Genomic DNA, 16213 nt, shown 5'->3' on the forward strand with positions numbered 1-16213 from the left:
GCAAATGGAAAAAAAATTATTCAATAAACATTTTATCGGAATCACTCTTATTAATTTCATTGTCTATTTAATTTATTATTTACTGATGGTCATTATTGCCGTTATTGCTCAAGATGATTTACATGCTAGTATGAGCCAAGCAGGTTTTGCTTCTGGTATCTACATCATAGGTACACTATTGGCTCGTTTATTTATGGGTAAACAACTTGAATTATTTGGGCGCAAGTTTACTTTGCGTGGTGGAGCGATTTTTTATTTACTCTCTACTTTAGCCTATCTTTTCACCCCAACGATCGGCGTATTATATCTGGTACGTTTTTTAAATGGGTTTGGCTACGGGACCGTTTCGACAGCAACCAATGCGATCGTCACTGCCTATATTCCTGAATCAAAAAAAGGAGAAGGGATCAATTATTATGGTTTAAGTACTAGTTTAGCTGCTGCTATCGGACCCTTTTTAGGAATGATCTTGCTTAATCTGACTGATTTTCATTTTATTATTTGGTTTTCTATCGTTTTAGTTTTTCTTGTAACGATTGCCTGTCTGATGTTCCCAGTCAAAAACATTGATTTATCTGATATTCAAAGAAAATCACTACAATCTTGGAGTATCCATGGATTCATTGAGAAAAAAGCATTGTTCATTACAGGAATCGCCTTTTTAATGGGTCTTTCTTATTCAAGTGTTTTGTCCTTCTTGTCTTCTTATACGAAAGTCATTCATTTAGTCGCTGCAGGCTCCTTTTTCTTTGTGGTCTATGCGTTAGTTATTACCTTCACTCGCCCATTGACGGGACGTATTTTTGATGCCAAAGGTGAACAGTATGTCATGTATCCTAGCTATTTGTTCTTGACTGCTGGCTTGTTTCTACTAAGTGCGACAACGAACAGCATCACCTTACTTATTTCAGGCGCACTCGTTGGTTTAGGTTACGGGACTTTCATGTCAAACGGACAAGCAGTTTGTTTGAAAATCGTCAAAGAACACCGTATCAGTATCGCTCTTTCAACTTACTTCATCGGATTAGATCTAGGTCTAGGTGTTGGCCCCTACTTGATGGGAATATTGAAATCTTATACGTCATTTAGAGGATTATACATTGTTTCTGGTATCATTCCTTTGATCTGTACAGTTCTCTATATCATTTATAATAAAAAAAAGAGCCACTCAGCAAAACTTGAATGGAATTAGTGATGAACTGAAACTGATTCAAGAAACGAATAAAAGGTGTTGAAGTATTCACCTCTAGCAAAACATTGGCCGAAGAATCCAAAGATAGAAGAAACTATTTTTGGATTCTTCGGCTTATTTTCATGAATAGATACTTCTGTCAGAACTCCTTTTTGTTCAGAAACAATCACTCAACTTTTATTCTGCTAACCCATAAACTTCTAGTTCATAAAGACGGACAGCTGTATCTGCGCCTTGAGTTGGTTGATCGATGATGACTCTTACAAATCGGGCAGTCGTTGCTGCAAAGGTATTTAGCGTTGAACCTTGCGTATTATTAGTTGTTCGCGAAACTTCTTGGAAATTTTCTCCGTCTGCACTCACTTCTATAGTATAAGCTTTGGTATTCATGCCTACACTTTCTCCTCCTGCAGAAGCATGAGCCATGCGCACTTCACTGATCAATTTAGCTGTTCCTAAGTCAATCGTGATGGTATGTGGGGCACTCCCTACAGCACACCATTTTGTTCCAAGATCACCATCGACAGCAAACTTTGGTGCCTCTGATTCATTCACATATGAAGAGGCTTCTGCTTTGGCACCTTTAGATAATAAACTCAGACCAGCTTGGGCATTCTTGGTAACCGTAACGATCCCTTTCATTTCAGTTGTCGTTTCTCCTGCTTCATTGATCGCTGTCAATTCTACATCGTAGCTTCCTTCTTTTGAATAAGTGACACGAGGCTGTTCTTCCGTACTTGACTCTACATCAGCACCTTTGAATGTCCACTTTAAGCTTTGGGTATTTCGTGAAGAGGTGTTCGTGAAAGTGATCGGTTCTCCTGGCGCTACCAAAGTTTTTGAGACAGTAAAGGAAGCACGTGGTAACTGAACAGGTGGCCAGTCAAAACTGATTGGTCTGGAAGGTTCACCCTTGTTGCCATAGATATCAACTGGCACAACTTCGATAGCTGTAGCTGTTGCATTTTGACGTTCTAAGCCATTGATAAAATAATTCTCAGCAGGTGTGGCTCCGATAAAGACACGTGTTCCATCGTCTAGAACTCGGTAAATTTCATAATGTTTGATGCGATCTGCTTGTGGACTAGTCCAAGATAATCTGATCCCGGCAAACATTGCTTCTTCGTCAAATGACAAATCATCGAATGTAACATCATTGACTGCTGTTGGACGCAGCACTTTTTTAGGTGTCGCAGAAATTTGACCTAAGAATAACTCATAATTCTCATTTGCTTTTGCTGAGGTTACCTCATAGGCAATCGACGTTACTTCTTTTCCAGTTGCTTTATTCAAAGGATAAGAAACCGTTGTCCAGTCATTCCCTATTTTTTTATTGCCATTAAACGTTTCAAATGTACCATCAGCAAAACCTAACACTAGTTTCAACGTGGTTCGATCAGATGCTTTGGCTGTCGTCGTAAATGACATGTTTTTCTCGACTTTGACTTTTGTTTGATACAGTTTGATCTTACTTGTTACTTTTTCCGCAAGTTTTCCTTTAAAAGCCAAGGAACTCCCACCATTAAAAGCAGTAGTATAGTCCACACTACCAGCTAATTTATTGCCAGCTCCTTCTTCGATAATATAGCGGTAAGTCGGCATGATATCTTGGAGACTTCGATTATTCCATTCATTTGTTGAAACTTGTTGCCCATTGCTAAAATAGCTGTAACCATTTCCAACATTGAAATTGGTGATAAAAGGCCATTGCGTAATAGCGGTTTGTTCAACCGAAAAAGTAGAGATTCCAGGCCAACTTGTGCCGGTTGGTAGTGTACTTTTAGTAGGATCCCCTTGTTCATTGATCCAGAATTTTTCTTCTTTTTGTTGGTAGTCCATTGGATCATTGGAAGAAGAATAGGTCCAACTTGGGACGTAAAGCCCTAGTGAAGTATAGGGTATTCCCTTCTTATCCGTAAACAAATCCCATCTGACCGGTGTATCGTACCCTTTTTCTTGGACATCGATTCCCGCAAATAAATCATAGGGATCAATGGCTAAACTTTCTGCTTTTTCTTTTGATTTACGCAATAGATCTTGGCCTGCTAAGCTAGAGGTATTCCACCAAAAATTCAAAAACATGCTATCTGCTACTGGATTCAAATCAGCATCCACTAAATAATCTTGGTTTTGATCAGTCAACGCATTCTGCCAATCCATTTTCCCATCACTTGTCATGGAATCGTACCACATAACCTCTAACGCTCCAGCTGATTTTTGTTTAAATTCCCCAATCAGTTCTTTCATTAAATCAGCGTGCTTTTTCGTTAGATTGGTTTCTGTCTCTTGATTGATGAACCATCCATCAAACCCATATCTTTGGGCGACTTCGATCATCTTGTCCACGATTGGAAAATGACCTTGAGCATCTTTTTCTAAAAAGGTATTCAACCATTCGATTTTTCCGCCATGGGCCCCTTGCGGAAAAAAGATCGTACCTAAAACAGGCACACCATTTTTGTGCGCCGCATCGGTAACATCTGGGCTTGGCGGAACAATAATACCTTCGCCAGCTGAGCCTCCCCAATAAACCAATTGATCAATATATTGCCAATTCGAAAAAACATTTGCATCAAACTGATTGCTCCCTCTTGGTGCATTTCCACTAGTGCTATTATTCATGATCGAAAGTGCGACAACCTTCATCTTTTCGTTTTGGGTAGTATTCGATTTTAATAAGTGCGATTTCTCCACTCGTGTGGCTAAAGGCTCAACACTAACATTGTATTTCGCATCTGTATCCTGATCAAACGTCCATTTAAGCAATTCATCAGGGAACCAGTAAGAGGACTCCGGTTGATTATCCATCGAAACCCTTACCTCGGGATTTGTGGCATCTACTTGTGCATAAACGACCGGTTCTTTCAGTGCAATTCCCATCATCACCGTTACCAACAATCCAGCTAAAGTACCTTCTAACTTCTTCATCGCTACCTCCTATGATTTGTTCTTATCTAATCGCTTGCTGCAACTGTCCACTCGCTACTCCTTTCTTAATTATTATCTTCCATAATTTATGATAGCGCTTACCAAAAAGGGTGTACATGAACAAACTATAGCTTTCTTGATACAAATTATAGGTGTTATCAATGAATGAATTTTATGAGAACATACACTTTTATTGGTCTTTCTGATTAATAAAAACACTCTGTGTGGTGTTCATGGATTTTTTTCAATTGTTCGTTCGTTAATTTCTGACTGGTCACTAAATAATCGATTTCATGACTAGCAATTGCTTGATGAATGAAGCGTTGTTCTAATTTATCTTGTGTAGCTAACACCATCAAATGATTGGCTTGTTTACGAAACGCTCTTTTTACTAACGCTTCTCCTTCATGCGTTTCCGTCACGCCTTGATTAAAATCAAATCCTCGACAGCTGATGATTGCAAGGTCAGCAGCATAAGTCAAAATATCATTATACGCTTTTGCTCCGTTGATCGTTGCTCGTTTTTGAACGATTTTACCACCGACGATCGATACTTTTGCTGAAGTAAATTCACTTAGTATAGCAGCAGTAATGACCCCATTCGTAATGATTTGCAGCCCCTCAAATCGACCTAAATTTCGAACTAAATGCAAACTAGTTGTACTAGAGTCTAAAAATAAAACCATATCATCTTTGATCAAATTAGCTGCAATATCCGCAATATAACGTTTTTCACTTTCTTCCTCTAAATGGGTGATTTTCATCATATATGGTACATCGATTTTCTGATTATCTACTAACATAGCCCCACCGTGGACTCTTCGGATCAGACCACTTTGTTCTAAGACAACAAGATCTCGTTTCACTGTCGCTTCACTGTAATTTACTAAATCGATCAATTCAGTAATCCTGGCAAATTGGTTGATTTTCAAATGATTGACAATCGTTTGTTGTCGCTCTTCTACGTCACTTAACATCTTCCCCACTCCTTTCTCTTTCGCTTTATTTTACCATAAACAAAGATGCCTCCACCTACATCCAAAAACAGAATCGAGCGGTTAGAATGAAAATGCTTCGCTATAGGACATCAGCCGAAACAACTAAAATTAGCGATTCATTGGCTTATTCCTAGAAATACTGAGCATTTTTTCATGACCACTCGATTTCGATTTCATTGGAGACTGAGTCAAAACTTGTCTCGGTCTCTTTTAGTATCTCTAAAACGAATAAACGGTGAGAAATTCGTCTTATTTATAACACTTGGCTTGATCGATCGTGTTTAAGATCGTCATTTTATGTTTCACTACTTCCTGTACTTTTTGATTCGCATAAGGGTAGATCATATTCGGTTCATACATTTCCGGGTTTTCATTTAATATTTCTCTTAAAGCATCGAAAAAGACACTTTTTAGATCCGAACTAAGGTTGACCTTAGCTACACCATATTTAACTGCTTCGCTTACTTCTTTATCCGGATTTCCTGAACCACCATGCAAAACAAACGGCAAATCGATGGTCTCATTCAATTCTTTCAATAACTCGATATTCAGTTTTGGTGTTTTATCTTTAGGATATAAGCCATGTGCTGTTCCAATAGCGATAGCTAATGTATCAATATTCGTTTCTTCAACAAACTGTTTTGCTTGTTCAGGATCTGTGTAAATAATATTAGCTGCCCCACCTTCTGCTGACCCATTATTCCCAATCGTACCAATTTCTGCTTCGACTGACACATCTACCTCGTGAGCTAGAGCCACCACTTCTTTAGTTATCTTTATATTATCGTCAAAGGATTGCAAGGAGGCATCAATCATAACCGAGGTATAGCCATTGCGGATAGCCCGTAACACATCACTTACTTTACCGCCATGGTCAAGATGGATCACTACAGGTACTTTACTTTTATGCGCATAAGCTCGAACAGCAGCAACAAATTCATCATTCAAGTAAGCAATCTCATCGGGATGGATCTCTAAAATCACTGGTGCATTTAACCGTTCTACTTCTTCCATGATTGCCTTTAACATATCATAACTACAAATATTAAAAGCAGGAACCGCAAATTGATTGTCTTTAGCTACTTTCAATAACTCTTTCATTGTATATAACATTATACTTCCACCTCATTTATTATTTTTTCTTGCTTCACTATTTTTTCTTCATTTCCGACTTGTTCTTCGCTTGATTTCTTTAATAATCCAAGTGAAAGAGCCGTAACTACTGTCCCAGCACCAATCGCTAGCAAATACATGGGTAGGTGATTGATCACGTTAGGTATCAGCATGACCCAAATCCCACCATGAGGAGCAATGGATGTGACACCGGCAGCCATTGAGATACCCGCTGCAGTAGCAGAGCCAAGAATCAAGCTCGGAATGACTCGAATCGGATCTGAAACTGCGAAGGGAATCGCTCCTTCTGTAATATAAGAAGCACCAAGCACCCAACAGGATTGACCAGAAGTCCGTTCTTCTTTCGTAAATTTTTTCTTGAACAACAGTGTGGCTAAAGCGATCCCCAGTGGTGGGGTCATTCCAGCTGCCATACATGCTGCGATCGGTGCATTGACTCCGGCAGACATCAAACCAATGGAAAAAGTTGAAATCGATTTATTGATCGGCCCTCCCATATCAGCTGCCATCATCACGCCGATGATCAAGCCAAACATTAATCCGGAAGTATTACCTAAACTATTCAACCAATTGGTTAATACTTCTAATAACCACGAAATGGGTTGTTCTATTACAAAAACCATTGCTAAACCAATGATCAAGATAGATATTAACGGAACGACGATCAATTGATACATCGCTAAGATACCTTTTTTTACAGGAATTTTATTTGCCAGAAAATCTGTCACATACCCTGCTAACAGCCCCCCGATCATTCCTCCAAGAAATCCAGAACCACCAGTAGATGCCAGTAGCCCTGCCACGATCCCAGGTGCAAAGCCAGCTTTCCCCGCGATAGAGGTCGCAATCCCTGCCCCTAAAGCTGGCACCATCATGGCAAAAGCGGTGTCTCCGCCAATTCTAGAAAATGCGGCAGCTAGGACATTATAGTCAGCTGATTTAGGATCCGCTGCAGTGATCCCAAAAGCAAAACTTAATGCGATAATAATTCCGCCCGCAATCACAAACGGTAACATATAGTTCACACCACTCATAAAATGGTTATAAAGTGTGGCTTTTTGTTTCGTGACTTTTGTTTGTTCAACTGATTGAGCAATTTCTAACGTATTGATCCCTTTTAATGCTTCATCAATTACCAATTCTGGTTCTTTAATTGCTCGACTCGTTGAAACTTTTTTGATTCTTTTACCCGTAAAACGTTGCATATCAATTTCTTTATCAACTGCTAGAATAATCGCATCTGCTTCAGCAATCTCTTTTGTAGTTAACCTATTTTCCGTTTTGATTCCTTGCGTTTCAAACTTTGCATCATGGCCTAGTTTTTTAGCAGTCCCTTCTAATTTCTCAGCGGACATATACGTATGCGCAATTCCCGTAGGACATGCGGTTACACCAATTATTTTCATCGTTATTCTCCCCTATCTGCTTATTCAATAACGGTCTCAGTTGATGCGTGTGACATTATTCGATGATTCATTTAACGGATTGCTTTTTCTTCATTTTTTAAAACGGTCATAATTTCTGAGGCTGAATTTGCTTCTTTGATTTGTTTTCTAAAGTTTGGATCAATTAATCGCCTTGACAACGCACTGAGAATCTCAAGATGACTGTCAGCAGCGTTTGCAGGAACCACGATTGCAAAAGTATATGCAATTGGCTCCCCATCTAAGCCAAGATATTCTGTAATCTGGCTGCTACAAACAAAACAAATGGTTGGTGTAATGACAGCCTTGCTTTTAGCATGTGGGATACCAAATCCAGCTTCAATCCCTGTAGGCACTTCCTCTTCTCTTTTGAATAATGCTTTGATTATTTTTTTTGCACTTTTTACTCTATGTGTGGTTTCAAGTGTAGTACCGATACATTCAAATAATGATTTTTTTGATCGAATTGAGTCATCGAAAAGAATCAATTCTTCTGAAATCAGTTGACTAATCTCCACTCCATATAGCCTCCTTTCACTATTTGTTAACGCTTTCTAATAACTGTGGCAAGTATAGCATCCCTAATTCAGCCATTCAATGCTTTGAACGAATAACGAAAAATGGATCAAATTTTTAAAAAATCAGTCAAAAAAATGATCGATAGCGTTCATCAAAATTAGAGATTCATGTGTTTCAGGCCTTACTTATATAAAAAAACACAACGTATTTTGACCGTTACAATCAAAATACGTTGTGTTTATTGATGATCAATCAATTCTTTCCCAGTCAATCGTTTCTCCAGGAACTTTATCGGTATTCCACCATTTTGCACGATATTTTACACCTTTATACATGACAATATCCCCAGCAACATACACTTTATCTTTATCCCAAGTTTCAATTGAAGGATCTTCCGTGTTGCCATTGTTATTATCATCATCGGTGATATTTCCTACATCACCTTTCATTTCATCACGATATTCCCAGATTTTCTTCGTTAATTTTGGTAGTCTTGCTAATTCTTTTTTAGTATCAGCAGTAACTTCGATAGCCCATTTTTCAAAAAATGGCGTTAGATTTTTGTTACTGATCTTTGAAGCAGATAAGATAAAATGTTGTCGCTTGTCTTGTTCTGTCCATAGCTGTGGACTTTCTTCACGGTATAACTGATGTAGTTTAGGATAGAAGTCGCTGCCAAATGCTAATTCCAACTGCCAAAACATTCCTAGTCGAACAAATTCATCTTGTTTATCAAAATTTTTCGATTGACTTCGATTCAAATAATTGAAAATATCCGTATATACGCGATCTTCTTCTAAACGACTACGCTGTCCTAATGCTTTTTGTACCCGCATCGAAAAGATATTCACGGTCACTTCGGTCATATCCTCCCAACCCATATCATCAATTTGATAGGTATGACCTAATTCATGCCAAATCCCCCACTGTGAGGAACCGTCTGGATCTAACAAGACTCTCATTCCATCTGCATAATTAAAACCAGTATGTTGTTCATACGCGTACATATAATCTTCTCTGGCACTCGTTTCACGCATATGTTGAACTAAGCCAGTTGGTTGACGATGGATTGTAGCGCTATTATCTAGTCCGGCTGTTTGATCGTGAAGATCAATTACTTTTTCTTTCGTTGTTAAAATTTTAGTTGGGTCCTTCACATAATTAATTGTTTTGTCGGATCCTGTAACCAAAACTCGATCACTGACCAATTCATAAGCAGGTGCATTTGAATGATTTCTTACTTCATTCTGCCAATCTTTATTGGTCATTTTTCCTAGAATAAAACGTGGAATTGTTATACCACCACGTATTTCAATTCTCGTTTTTTGTTGCGTGATGCGAGTGGATTCATTTTGGATATGGATCACACCTTCTTGAGTACCGGAAATGACGTTTCTTCCTCTATTTAGTCGTTTCCCTTTCGTTGCCCCTTCGAGATAATCTTTCAGACTAGCCCTGGTAATCGTATACGTCGGTAGTTGTTGCGCCGTTTCATCTACATAAATTTCGATCGTATCATTTTTACGTTTATAGATCCCTGTAGATTGATTGCTACTAGGACCAAACCAATTACCGATTTCTTCCCGATAACTCTCAACATCCTCACTTTGATAAGCATTCAAAACCGTTGAAACGTTTTCATTACTTCGCTCTGAAAGAACGACTTCCGTCCCAATAGTCGGTTCATTTACTGTTGCCTCAACATTTAGGTCATTTGATAAAATAACCATACTGAACAGTAAAGACCCCAAGATCATTGCTTTCTTCTTACTCATATTAACACCCCTTAATGTTATTTTTTATTTATAATATAACATTAACATGCATTATTTTATAAATGTTGTCGTTTTTTTCCAACGAAAGGAAATAATGAAAATCAGAACTTTAAAAAATATGGTATGATAAATTTTTAGTGACCATTTTTTGATTATCAGAAACAGAAAACACAAAAAAAACAGACTACCCTTATCAGATAGTCTGCTAAACATCGTATGAACAATGTTTTGATTATTCTGCAGCGTTTGCGTCTTTGAGACCGTATTTTTTGTTGAAACGGTCCACACGTCCGTCTGCTTGTGTGAATTTTTGACGTCCAGTATAGAATGGATGTGAGTCAGAAGTAACTTCGACACGGATGACTGGGTATGTATTACCGTCTTCCCATTCAACTGTTTCTTGTGAAGTTTTTGTTGAACCTGACAAGAATTTAAAGCCAGTTGTTGAATCCAAGAACACTACTGGATGGTAATCTGGATGGATGTTTTCTTTCATGCGTTTTCGCTCCTTTGCCCTGACCCATTTGCTGAACCAGAGTTGATTTGTCGATATACAACAGTAACATCTTAACATGTTTCTAACAACGTTGCAATTATCTTTTTAGATTTCTTGTCTGATTTTTTTTACCGAACGAGACATCTTGGAATTCTTTGAAAAATTGTTGATTGTTTTTGGTTTTTCTTAAAAAACGGATCAATTGTTCGGTGTATTCCAATGAATCGCCGACCATATTCTTTCGTAACTTCCAAATTTCTTCTAATTGATCTTCTGGCATTAGAAGCTCTTCTTTTCTCGTACCAGATTTCTTGATATCAATGGCAGGGAAGATACGACGCTCAGATAGTTCACGAGACAGTTGAAGTTCTAAATTCCCTGTTCCTTTAAACTCTTCATAGATCACATCATCCATTCGGCTACCCGTATCGACTAAGGCAGTTGCTAAGATCGTCAAGCTTCCACCTTCTTCGATATTTCTAGCTGCTCCGAAGAATTTTTTTGGTTTATATAGTGCGGCTGGATCGATTCCCCCGCTCAATGTACGACCACTTGGTGGTACGACTAAATTGTAAGCTCTAGCTAATCGGGTAATACTATCCATCAAGATCACGACATCTCGTTTATCTTCGACTAAACGCATCGCTCTTTCCAGGACCAACTCAGATACCCTTGTATGATTTTGTGGTTGTAAATCGAAAGTAGATGAAACGACATCTCCTTTGACACTGCGTTCCAAATCCGTGACTTCTTCTGGGCGTTCATCGATCAGAAGAACGATCAGTTCTACTTCTGGATGATTTTCAGTGATTCCATTGGCGATTTCCTTTAACACAGAAGTTTTTCCGGCTTTAGGAGGTGCTACGATCAAGCCACGTTGACCAAAACCTACTGGTGAGAAGATATCGATCATTCTTGTTGCTAGTCTTTGAGAGGTTGTTTCTAACCTAAGCTGTTCTTGAGGATACAGAGGTGTCAAAGCTGGAAAATGCGGACGTTCTTTGGCTTCTTCTGGGTCTTTTCCATTTACACTTTCCACGTGCATCAACCCATAATAACGTTCTGACTCTTTAGGTGGGCGAGCCTTTCCTGCTACTTTATCTCCATTTCGCAAACTAAACCGTCTTATTTGTGAAGCAGAGATATAGATATCTTCTACACTTGGTCCATAATTGATTGGTCGTAAAAATCCATACCCATCTTGTCCAACGATATCTAAGATTCCTTCCATATAATAAAACCCTTGTTTTTCTGCTTGCGCCCGAATCACAGCTAAAGATAATTCTTTTTTATTCATTTTGCTATAATAAGGAATCTTAAATTCTTTTGCGTAACTGTAGACCTCTTTTAATGTCTTATTTTCCAGTTCCGCCATCGTTAAATAATCACTCATTCAGCTTCCACTTCCTCCACCATTTGGATTTCAGCACCTAATGCCGTCAATTTTTCAATAATATGATCATAACCACGTAAAATATATTCTACGTTATAAATAGTAGTTGTTCCTTCAGCCATGAGACCTGCAATAACTAAACAAGCACCTGCTCGAAGGTCAGAAGCGACTACCTCTGTTCCATGAAGTTTATTTGGTCCATTTGTAATGATCAAATTCCCTTCCACTGATATATCAGCACCCATACGTGCTAATTCAGGCACATGATTCACACGTTTAGCATAGATCGTATCTGTGATTTCAGCTGTTCCTTTGGTCATTAATAAGAGGGGAGTCAATGGTTGTTGTAAGTCTGTTGCAAACCCAGGATATGGATAAGTCATCACATTCACCGCTTTTAACTCTTTAGACGGAAACACTTCAATCTCATCTTCTCTAATTGTCATGTTTACGCCCATTTCTTGAAGTTTAGCAATAAAACTTTCTAAATGTTCGTAAATCACATTTTTGATCTTAACACCATTTCCTGCTGCTGCAGCAAGCGCTAGATAAGTCCCTGCTTCGATTCGATCAGGGATCATGAAATGGCGACAACCATGGAGTTTGTCTACACCTTCGATTCGGATCACATCCGTCCCTGCTCCTCGCACTTTGGCACCCATATTATTCAACAAAGTAGCAACATCGATGATCTCTGGTTCACGAGCGGCATTTTCGATTACTGTCTGACCTTTCGCTTTAATAGCAGCCAACATCACATTGATCGTTGCACCGACTGAAACGACATCCATGAAAATCCGATTTCCCTGTAATCCCTGTTGGTCGGTCCGTAAATACATTGCACCATGTTCATTATTGACTGAAGCACCTAATGCTTCGAAACCCTTGACATGTAAATCAATTGGTCGTGGTCCTAGATAGCAACCACCTGGCAAACCAACCACTGCCTCACCAAATTTTCCAAGCAGTGCCCCCATAAAATAATAGGAAGCTCGTAGACTATTGATCTTACCACTTGGCATGGGCACAGAGACGATACCGCGGGGATCAATTTCTAAAATATTTTGTGAAAAATGGATTTTTGCTCCCATGATTTCTAAAATTTCGATTAGTGAATGAACATCCTGAATATCAGGTACGCCTTCTAAAATAACCGGAGAATCTGCTAAAATCGCTGCAGGAATCAAAGCCACTGCACTATTTTTAGCCCCACTGATCGTTACTTCACCAGTTAACGGACGATTTCCTTCAATTATGATTTTTTTCATTGATTTCCACCTTGTTATTGTTCAATTTTATTACACATGCTTGTATTTTATCATAGATGAAATAAAGAAACGAGTTCCCATTCTTTTTTATTTCCTCAAAAATCAAAGGTCTATTCTGAAAAAAGATGGACAAATGTTTATCAAAGTGAACGATTATCAATTTGCGAAAAAAAAACCGCAAAACAGGTTGAACCTGTTTTACGGCATTCTTAATCGATTAATTAAGCTTTGTTAGCTGAACCGAACCAATCAATGTGTTCTTCTGCATCTTTAATGATTGCAGCTTTACCTGGTGCTAACAATTTACGAGGGTCAAAACCTTTTCCTTCTTTATCTTTGCCAGCTTCGATATATTCACGAGTAGCTTTAGCAAATGATAATTGGAATTCAGTATTTACGTTTACTTTAGAAACACCCATTGAAATTGCTTTTTGGATTTGTTCTTGAGGAATACCTGATCCACCATGTAATACTAAAGGCATATCTGGACCTACAGCATCAGCGATTGCTTGTAAATGATCAAATGCTAAACCATTCCAGTTTTCTGGATATTGACCATGGATGTTACCGATACCACATGCTAGGTAGTCGATTCCTGTAGCAACCATTTGTTTACATTCTTCGATATCTGCTAATTCACCGTTACCGATGATTCCATCTTCTTCTCCGCCGATTGAACCAACTTCACATTCAACAGAAATTCCTTTAGCGTGAGCTTTTTCTACAACTTCTTTCGCTAATTTCAAGTTTTCTTCAAATGGTAAGTGAGAACCGTCAAACATAACTGAAGTATAGCCTACTTCGATACATTCCATAGCTGCATCATAGTCACCATGGTCTAAGTGGATGGCAACAGGAACAGTGATGTTCATTGATTCAACTAAGTCACAAATAATATCTTTAGCAACTTTGTAGCCGCCCATGTATTTAGCCGCACCCATTGAAGTTTGGATAAGTACTGGTGCTTGTTTTGCTTCAGCTGCTTCAAGGATTGCTTGAGTCCATTCTAAGTTATTTGTATTGAATCCGCCGACAGCGTAACCGCCTTTACGAGCAGCTTTTAAAAATTCAGCTCCTGATACTACTGGCATAATAAATTCCTCCTAAGTTTTGTAAAACTAAATTTGTTAAGACTATCCTTAACCAACGAACCTATTTTACCAAACATTTTCAGAGTTTTCTACTAAAATCAATGAAAATGAAAATTTTCAAGAACTTTTTTGCAAAAAATAAGGTTTTCAGTTGGCTGATTTAGTCAAAAATGGCTAGTTTATCGTTTTTTATTGTTCAAACAATAACAATTTATTTATAACTGTTTTCTCTAAATTCATCTGAAACAATAAAAGCGTATTTGTCCCGCTTATTTTCCTTCACGTTCAGACAAAGCAGCTCCGACAAATCCTTTGATCAATTTTTGTGGACGATTTGGTCTTGAGATCAATTCTGGATGGAATTGACAGCCAACAAAGAATTTTTTCTCTGTTAATTCCACGATTTCCACTAAACGATTATCAGGAGAAACACCTGAGAATACTAATCCTTTTTCTTCAAATAATTGACGGTATTTATTGTTGAATTCATAACGATGACGGTGACGTTCTTGTACTACATCGGCTCCGTCATAAGCTTCCGCTGTTTTCGTTCCTTTTTTAATTTTACATGGATAAAGACCTAGACGTAACGTTCCACCTAAGTTCTCGATATTTTCTTGGTCTGCCATCAAATCAATGATATTGTTCGTTGTTTCTGGTGTAGTTTCTGCTGAAGCAGCATCTTCCAAGCCAACCACATTACGAGCAAACTCCACACACGCCATTTGCATGCCTAAACAAATACCTAAGAAAGGCACATCATTTTCACGAGCGTAACGGATGGCTTCGATTTTTCCTTCGACCCCACGATCGCCAAAACCACCAGGTACTAAGATACCATCTGCATCTTTCAAATATTCTGCAACATTTTCTTTAGTTAAATCTTGAGCCTTGATCCAGTCAAGTTCGATATCCGCATCAAAAGCAAAGCCTGAATGTTTCAACGCTTCAACAACTGAGATATAAGCATCTGGTAATTCTACATATTTACCTACTAAAGCAATTCGGACTTTTTTCTTCAGATTCAATACTTTTTCTTCTAATTGTTTCCATTCTTCCATATCAGCTTCTGGCGTTTCTAGTTTCAAATGTTCACAAACGATGCGATCCATGCCTTGTTTTTGTAAAAGCAACGGAATAGAGTAAAGAGTGTCCACATCTGGTGATTCAATGACCGCTTCGGGTTCTACGTCACAAAATTGTGCTAATTTATTTTTCACATTTTGTGAAACAGGTTGCTCTGTTCGAACCACCAAGATATTAGGTTGGATGCCTAAACCACGTAATTCTTTTACACTATGTTGAGTTGGTTTAGTTTTCATTTCTCCCGCAGCTTTTAGATAAGGAATCAATGTGGTGTGGATATACATCACGTTATCAGCACCAACATCCGCCTTCATTTGGCGTAGTGCTTCTAAAAATGGTAAAGATTCGATATCGCCGACTGTTCCGCCAACTTCAGTGATGATCACGTCTGAATCAGTCATCTTTGCTGCACGCATGATTTTCTCTTTGATTTCATTTGTGATATGAGGGATGACTTGAACAGTTGCTCCTAAGTATTCCCCTTTTCGTTCTTTACGAAGTACTTCTGAATAAATTTTCCCTGTAGTAACATTGGAGTATTTGTTCAAATTGATATCGATAAAACGTTCATAATGGCCTAGATCCAAATCAGTTTCTGCTCCGTCGTCTGTTACAAAAACTTCTCCGTGTTGGTACGGACTCATCGTTCCCGGGTCTACGTTGATGTAGGGATCAAATTTTTGGATGGTTACTTTTAAGCCACGATTTTTCAACAAACGACCTAAAGAAGCTGCAACGATTCCTTTACCAATCGATGAAACTACGCCGCCCGTTACAAAAATGTATTTTGTCATAAGTTCAAAAACTCCTTCTTCTTTTATCTGCAGGAAAAGTCCCAGAAAATGAACAAAGCTCCCTATTCTAGTTAGAATAGGGAGCAAAATTTCTGTGAACTTCTGACCCTTTAAA

At 38.4% G+C, this 16213-nt stretch carries 12 protein-coding genes; 1 reads left to right on the forward strand and 11 read right to left on the reverse strand.

The features are described from left to right. The first annotated feature begins 4 nt into the window (after window positions 1–4). The gene (locus tag IGK21_RS09925; RefSeq protein ID WP_034698987.1) at window positions 5–1192 is read left to right on the forward strand and encodes an MFS transporter; all 1188 of its coding nucleotides are present in this window, start codon (window positions 5–7) and stop codon (window positions 1190–1192) included. Window positions 1193–1369: 177 nt separating this feature from the next. Here IGK21_RS09925 and IGK21_RS09930 read toward each other — a convergent pair whose 3' ends face one another. From IGK21_RS09930 to IGK21_RS09980, 11 genes are all read right to left on the reverse strand, one after another. Then, on the reverse strand, window positions 1370–4120 hold the full coding sequence (locus IGK21_RS09930; protein ID WP_034698967.1) for an endo-beta-N-acetylglucosaminidase: 2751 nt from the start codon (window positions 4118–4120) through the stop codon (window positions 1370–1372). A gap of 206 nt (window positions 4121–4326) precedes the next feature. Then, entirely contained in the window at window positions 4327–5097 is a 771-nt protein-coding gene (locus IGK21_RS09935; RefSeq protein WP_181918615.1) for a DeoR/GlpR family DNA-binding transcription regulator, read from the reverse strand. 270 nt (window positions 5098–5367) lie between these two features. After that, a complete protein-coding gene (locus tag IGK21_RS09940) occupies window positions 5368–6231 on the reverse strand; it encodes a ketose-bisphosphate aldolase (protein ID WP_034698965.1) in 864 nt (287 codons plus the stop codon). After that, a complete protein-coding gene (locus IGK21_RS09945) occupies window positions 6231–7658 on the reverse strand; it encodes a PTS fructose transporter subunit IIC (RefSeq protein WP_034698962.1) in 1428 nt (475 codons plus the stop codon). Before IGK21_RS09945 ends, IGK21_RS09940 begins: the two co-directional genes overlap by 1 nt. Window positions 7659–7729: 71 nt before the next feature. Beyond that, entirely contained in the window at window positions 7730–8194 is a 465-nt protein-coding gene (locus IGK21_RS09950) for a PTS sugar transporter subunit IIA (RefSeq protein ID WP_034698959.1), read from the reverse strand. Between the two features lie 249 nt (window positions 8195–8443). Further along, complete coding sequence (locus IGK21_RS09955; RefSeq protein ID WP_232088597.1) at window positions 8444–9970, reverse strand: M60 family metallopeptidase; 1527 nt, start codon at window positions 9968–9970, stop codon at window positions 8444–8446. A gap of 232 nt (window positions 9971–10202) precedes the next feature. After that, window positions 10203–10466, reverse strand: coding sequence for a type B 50S ribosomal protein L31 (locus IGK21_RS09960; RefSeq protein ID WP_010718705.1), 264 nt, complete (start codon window positions 10464–10466; stop codon window positions 10203–10205). Between the two features lie 97 nt (window positions 10467–10563). Then, a complete protein-coding gene (rho, locus tag IGK21_RS09965; RefSeq protein WP_010718706.1) occupies window positions 10564–11859 on the reverse strand; it encodes a transcription termination factor Rho in 1296 nt (431 codons plus the stop codon). Continuing rightward, the gene (locus tag IGK21_RS09970) at window positions 11856–13127 is read right to left on the reverse strand and encodes a UDP-N-acetylglucosamine 1-carboxyvinyltransferase (RefSeq protein ID WP_010718707.1); all 1272 of its coding nucleotides are present in this window, start codon (window positions 13125–13127) and stop codon (window positions 11856–11858) included. Before IGK21_RS09970 ends, rho begins: the two co-directional genes overlap by 4 nt. Window positions 13128–13348: 221 nt before the next feature. Beyond that, the gene (locus tag IGK21_RS09975) at window positions 13349–14218 is read right to left on the reverse strand and encodes a class II fructose-bisphosphate aldolase (RefSeq protein ID WP_010718708.1); all 870 of its coding nucleotides are present in this window, start codon (window positions 14216–14218) and stop codon (window positions 13349–13351) included. Window positions 14219–14487: 269 nt separating this feature from the next. After that, window positions 14488–16098, reverse strand: coding sequence for a CTP synthase (locus IGK21_RS09980; protein ID WP_010718709.1), 1611 nt, complete (start codon window positions 16096–16098; stop codon window positions 14488–14490). Window positions 16099–16213 lie beyond the last annotated feature (115 nt).

Source organism: Enterococcus sp. DIV1421a (genome assembly GCF_051711025.1).
GTDB lineage: Bacteria > Bacillota > Bacilli > Lactobacillales > Enterococcaceae > Enterococcus_B > Enterococcus_B hirae.

What these genes read in the sequence shown, in the direction of transcription:
- IGK21_RS09955 (WP_232088597.1), bottom strand. Translation starts at nt 9,970, where the DNA reads ATGAGTAAGAAGAAAGCAATGATCTTGGGGTCTTTACTGTTCAGTATG.
- IGK21_RS09970 (WP_010718707.1), bottom strand. Translation starts at nt 13,127, where the DNA reads ATGAAAAAAATCATAATTGAAGGAAATCGTCCGTTAACTGGTGAAGTA.
- IGK21_RS09980 (WP_010718709.1), bottom strand. Translation starts at nt 16,098, where the DNA reads ATGACAAAATACATTTTTGTAACGGGCGGCGTAGTTTCATCGATTGGT.
- IGK21_RS09930 (WP_034698967.1), bottom strand. Translation starts at nt 4,120, where the DNA reads ATGAAGAAGTTAGAAGGTACTTTAGCTGGATTGTTGGTAACGGTGATG.
- IGK21_RS09935 (WP_181918615.1), bottom strand. Translation starts at nt 5,097, where the DNA reads ATGTTAAGTGACGTAGAAGAGCGACAACAAACGATTGTCAATCATTTG.
- IGK21_RS09945 (WP_034698962.1), bottom strand. Translation starts at nt 7,658, where the DNA reads ATGAAAATAATTGGTGTAACCGCATGTCCTACGGGAATTGCGCATACG.
- IGK21_RS09960 (WP_010718705.1), bottom strand. Translation starts at nt 10,466, where the DNA reads ATGAAAGAAAACATCCATCCAGATTACCATCCAGTAGTGTTCTTGGAT.
- IGK21_RS09975 (WP_010718708.1), bottom strand. Translation starts at nt 14,218, where the DNA reads ATGCCAGTAGTATCAGGAGCTGAATTTTTAAAAGCTGCTCGTAAAGGC.
- IGK21_RS09925 (WP_034698987.1), top strand. Translation starts at nt 5, where the DNA reads ATGGAAAAAAAATTATTCAATAAACATTTTATCGGAATCACTCTTATT.
- IGK21_RS09940 (WP_034698965.1), bottom strand. Translation starts at nt 6,231, where the DNA reads ATGTTATATACAATGAAAGAGTTATTGAAAGTAGCTAAAGACAATCAA.
- rho (WP_010718706.1), bottom strand. Translation starts at nt 11,859, where the DNA reads ATGAGTGATTATTTAACGATGGCGGAACTGGAAAATAAGACATTAAAA.